General features: G+C 64.1%; 2 protein-coding genes and 1 tRNA gene. 1 reads left to right on the top strand and 2 read right to left on the bottom strand.

Annotated elements, in window-relative coordinates:
- Positions 1–74: 74 nt before the first annotated feature.
- Positions 75–151 (top strand) — tRNA-Arg (locus tag INE98_RS10980).
- A 50-nt stretch (positions 152–201) separates the two neighbouring features.
- On the opposite strand, the gene INE98_RS10975 is transcribed toward INE98_RS10980, so the two are convergent.
- Entirely contained in the window at positions 202–3,612 is a 3,411-nt protein-coding gene (locus tag INE98_RS10975) for a DNA methyltransferase (RefSeq protein ID WP_293538909.1), read from the bottom strand.
- Positions 3,613–3,843: 231 nt separating this feature from the next.
- The coding region (locus tag INE98_RS10970) for a TonB-dependent receptor (RefSeq protein WP_293538907.1) at positions 3,844–5,161 on the bottom strand (1,318 nt) is incomplete at its 5' end.

Raw genomic sequence — 5,161 nt, 5'->3', positions numbered from 1 at the left:
GCCGGCGTCCTGAGACGCCTGGTTTTTCCGGGCTTGGCGCCAGCCGAAGCCCGTGGCATCGCTCCGCGCGGCCAGGCCCGGTAGCTCAGCAGGATAGAGCAGCGCTTTCCTAAAGCGAAGGTCGGGGGTTCGAGTCCCTCCCGGGCCGCCAATCAGAATCACTAGGCTGGAAGGTCAGAGATACGGGCCAACTGAACTTCCCTATGCGACCCGGCGGGACGCATAGCGACCACCGTCCAGCGCGATGATGTTGCCGTAGCGGGCCAATGTCGTCAGGGCCTGGGTGATGCGCTGTTCGATGCGCTTTCCGCCTCGCTTGAAGCCACGGGCCAGTTCGGCGGCGTCCATGGGACGTCCGGCGGCGATCAGCAGCCGCTCAATGGCCAGCGGCGCCTCATAGGGGTCCTTGGGGAAGTCGGGCAGGCCCTTGTCGAGGGCGACCACCGTCTCGCCGAGGTCGAGGTCGCCGGTCATAGCTTTGGCCCCCTTCGCAAAGCGGGGGGTCTGATAGTCGGGGCGCAGCCAGCGCACGTGGCCGGCGGCCTCTTCGCGCGCGCGCCCGGCGTTCAGCGCCACAAGGCGTTCGAGGATCTGTTCGTCGGTCAGGTCCGAGGGCCAGCCATACGCCTGGGCGGTCGCGGCATCGATCTGATCGTGCAATTCCTTGAGGATCAGCATCAGGCCGCGCTGCTTGACGTCCTCGTCGGCCGGGGTGAGGGCGGCGCTGGCGCGGATTTTCTCCAGCACATTGTAAAGGCCGGTCAGGGTGAGGTCAGGGTGTTCGGCCTGGACCCGCTTGCGGGTGGCGTCGAGTTCTTCGCCGAGGGCGCGTAGGCGGATCTTGAGGGCCTCGGGCAGGTCAGGGAAGGGGAAGGGGTCGAAGCAACGGGACTTCGTGTACCGCGGATCGTTCCCATAGCCGAGCCATCCTCCGAGGATCTGAGCCCAAGTTGTATGAAGCCGGCTTGAGAGGATCGCGAGGACGGCCGCATCATCGGTGGCCACAACAACGAGCATGTTGTCGGGTATGGTATCGGTGTCAAGGAATTGGAAAGTCCTGTGCTTCGAGGTTTCTATCGTGACCACATAGCGATCGAGTTCTTCGAGGGCGGGTCGCAATTCTCGCCTTGGTTCCCCAAATATCCACCAGTTTTCACGATAGACCTCCCGATTGTTGAGATCACGCTCAGGCTTCACCGACAAAATCAGATGCTGGTATATCTCCGGATAGTTTTGACGAACCTCTGCTTCACCGAGTCCGAAGAGGTCGATGACCATGACTCCGCGAGGCCTACTGGCGAGGTCGCGGCCGTTGCGATAGGGCCGGACGTGCTGCTCAAGCCCCGGGCGTCTGCCAAGACCAAGGTGCTCAGCTTCATTCGGCGTCACGATGAAGCCCGATCCGTGGAGCTTAACTCCAGGCGAGCATAACCCTTCGTTTGGTCTCAACGCGGCGGCCTTCGTGACATCTACGCCCGCCGAAAGGTCGGAGTTAATCTGGCCAAGGATTACCTTGAAGGCGAGCGAAGGCTCGTCGGTGTCCAGTCCGCTTTCCTGGACGACTTCCCAAAGCTGACCCTCTCGCGATCCGGCTTGGGCAACGGTCATACTGATCCGAACGGCTGCGCTGTCCTTGGAGGCCTTGGTCCAGGGATGATCTGGCACGGCGAAAATCAGAGAGATCGGCGATTTGGCGTTCAGGTGCCGCTCCATCACCCGTCTCTGAAAGGGCTGGCTTATCGAGTTGGTGGTCACGAAACCTATCCGCCGGGTCTTGGACTTCTTTTGGCCAAGGATTTCCGCCGCCCGATCCCACCAGTACATCACGAAGTCAGCGCTATCGTTCATGTCCTTGTGCGCCGCCCAGAGCGCCTCGGCGTAGCCGGGCTCCATGCGGGAGCGCAGGTCCTTGCCGCCGATGAAGGGCGGGTTGCCGACGATGAACTCCGCCTCCGGCCAGTCCGGACGTCTCGGATTGGGATAGGTCTCGACCCGCTTGCCATCCTTTTCGACCACGCTGGGAAGGGGATAACCGTCCCAGGTCAGCACGGCGTCATAGCCGGCATGGTTGCCGAAATTGATGTTCTTGAAGGCCTTCAGGATAGGCTCGGCGGGATGGCTCTCGTGGTTGCGATAGTGCCATTGCAGATAGCCGATCCAGATCACCAGCTCGGCGATGGCCGCCGCGCGGGGGTTGAGTTCCAAGCCCAAGAACTGGTGCGGATCCACACTCTCGCCGGCGATGGCCAGGCTCGACTGGCGCTCGCCCAGGGCAGAGAGGGTCTGAATGACTTCGCCCTCCAGCTTTTTCATCAGCTCCAGCGTCACATAGAGGAAGTTGCCGGTGCCGCAGGCAGGGTCGAGAACGCGGGTGGTGCAGAGCTGGTGGTGGAAGGCGCGGACGATCTCGACGGCGTCGGCGTCCTTGGCGGCGTCCTTAGCGGCCTGGGCCCTGGTGAGGGCGGCTTCCCAATCGGCGCGCAACGGCTCCATCACCGTGACGTCAACCAGCCGCTGGACATAGGAACGTGGGGTATAGTGGGCGCCGAGCCGCTTGCGCTCTTCCTTGTCCAGCGCCTGCTCCAGCAGGGCGCCGAAGATGGCGGGATCAACCTGGGTCCAGTCGGCGCTAGCGGCGGCCAGGAGTTCGCCGATCTCCGCCTGCCCCAGCTCAAAGACCATTGTGTCGCTGAACAGGCCTCCGTTGAAGTGTCGGACCCGGGCGTCGATGATCGCCGAGAACTCCGCACCGGTGTCCATGTCCCTCCAGAGCTGTTTGAGGCGGTGCGGGAAGTGCCTGGGATCGGCGACCGACTTTTCCAGGAGCTGGCGGAAGCTACCCCTGGGCAGCAAGTCGGTGTCCTCCGCAAACATCGTGAACAGACAGCGCATCAGGAAGTGCGCAACATGCTCGGCGTTGGCGCCGTTGTCCTCCAGGCGCTTGCTGACGGCGGCGAGGCGGGCAGCGATATCGCGGGTGACCCGGGCCGACTGTCTGGTCGGATCCAGGCTATGCGGGTCAGTCCAGATGGTCTTGAGGAGGCCGCGCACCTCCTCCTTGCGCAGGTCCTCCAGATAGATCCGGTAGCCCTTACGGTCGGGGAACTGGCCGTAGGCGCGGCCGGTGCCGGTAAAGTCGGCATAAAGCTCGAAGCAGTGGCCGACATCGCAGGTGAGGATGAAGGGGGGCGCTGCGTGGTCGGCATCGAGGAGGAAGACATAGCCTTCGGCCTGTTTGCGCGCGTTCTGCATCATCACGTCCCAGCGTGGCGAAGCGCTGCGACGGCCGAGCTGTTCGGGTTCGTCGGGCAACATGCTCAGCTGGCCCGGCAGGGCGTTCTTGGCGCCGGGCAGGCGGGATTGCTTGGCCTCCAGAATGAAGGCGTCCCGCTTGTAGAGGTCGATACGCTTCGGCGCGGTCAGGGCGTCGCTGGCGCGGGGGCGAACGGCGCGCTCAAAGACGTAGTTATTGTTCCGGACGTCAGCACTGGCTGGGTCGGGTGAAGGGACGCCAATGAGCGCACAGAGTTCCGTGAGGAACATGGCATAGTTCGCCCGCTCTGCGCCGCCTTCGAGTTTGGACCATCGTCGAATGAACGCCTCGACATCCACGCTGCTCCGCCCCCCACCCCGCAACTCACCGCGAACAAATTAGACGCTATGAGAGAGGGCGCAAGGATCGCCACCGCGCAAACATTTGGTGGACATCCGATGATTTCTCTCCTGCTGGCAGCCGCGCTGACCTGTGCACCCGAGGCCGCTGCGGTGATCGCCCGCCTCGCCTGACCGATCGCGCTCCGGCAACGAGCGGGCCCGGCGCCCCACGGCTCCGGGCCCACGTCGTCAGAAGTTCAGGCGCGCGGTCACGCCGTAGTAGCGATCCGCCTCACGCGGGATCAGGTAGCGGAAGCTGCCGCCCGGTCCGCCGCTGGTGATCGCCGAGGCAAAGCTTTCGTCGAACAGATTCTTCACCTGAGCGGTGATCTGGTAGCGGTCCTCACGGTCGGCGATGCCCACGGAAAGGTCCACCAGCCCATAGCCGCCGATGGTCGTGACGTTGCGCACAGCCGCGTTGGCGTCGAACTGGCTGAGCTGTTTCGACTGGAACGACCCCTGCGCACCCAGGATGACGTCCACCGGGCCCACGTCGCGAATGCGGTAGTCGATCGCCACTGAACCCTTCCACCTGGGCGCATAGGCCAGGGGCGTTCCCGACGGGATCACGCCCGTGATGACGCCGTTGGTGGGCAGCTTGAACTGATCGACCTTTGCGTCGGTGTAGGCGAGGCCGCCCGACACATTCAGATCGGCCATGGGACGGAACAGGAAGTCGAGTTCGCCGCCGCGCGTCGAGATCGTGCCCGCATTCGTGAAGCGCGTCACCACGACGCCCGCCACCAGGTCGGGGTTGTTGGCCTGGAAGTTGTCGTAGGTCGCGTAGTAGGCGGCGAGATTGAGGATCAACCGGCCGTCGAGCAGGGTGTTCTTCAGACCCACTTCGAAGCTGTCCGCCGTCTCGGCCTCGATGACGTTCGTGCCGGTGGCCGTCAGGTTGAAGAAGACATTGTAGGCCGGACCCTTGTAGCCCCGCGAGTAGGTCGCGTAAGCGGTCGAGTCGTCACTCAGGTCGAACTGCGCCCCGGCCTTGCCCGACAGGTTGTCGTTCGACGTGCTGGCGGTGAACGGTCCGAAGCTGGGCTGGATGCCGGGGCCGGTGAGGGGCGACACGCGCTGGTGATTGACCGACAGCTCGTCTGAGGTGAAGCGCAGGCCCGCGATCAGCCGGAACCGGTCGGTGAGGTTGGCTTCGCCCTGACCAAACAGCGCGTAGTTCGTGAACACCGAGCCGAAGGTGGCTGTGCCCGACGGGCGGGTGATCACCGTTCCCGGCGCCGTGCAGGGCGTCAGCACCGTCGGCGTGGGCGCAAGCGTGCAGACGATGTTGTTGCGGGTGAAGGTCCGGTCCGTTTCGGCGCGGGAGTAATAGGCGCCCACCACGTAGGTCAGGGTCTGGTCGGCCGGCGAGGTCAGACGCAGTTCCTGGGTGACGGTGTTGCTGGTCTGCGGCCCCAAATCATGCAGCTGGTTGAAGCCCACATAGGCCTGGGGCAGCCAGTCGCCGTCGCGGATCTCGGTGTTGTCGTACTGCCGATACGAGCCG

The organism is Phenylobacterium sp. (genome assembly GCF_020253645.1).
GTDB lineage: Bacteria > Pseudomonadota > Alphaproteobacteria > Caulobacterales > Caulobacteraceae > Phenylobacterium.
This window is presented reverse-complemented; position numbering and strand designations above follow the sequence as displayed.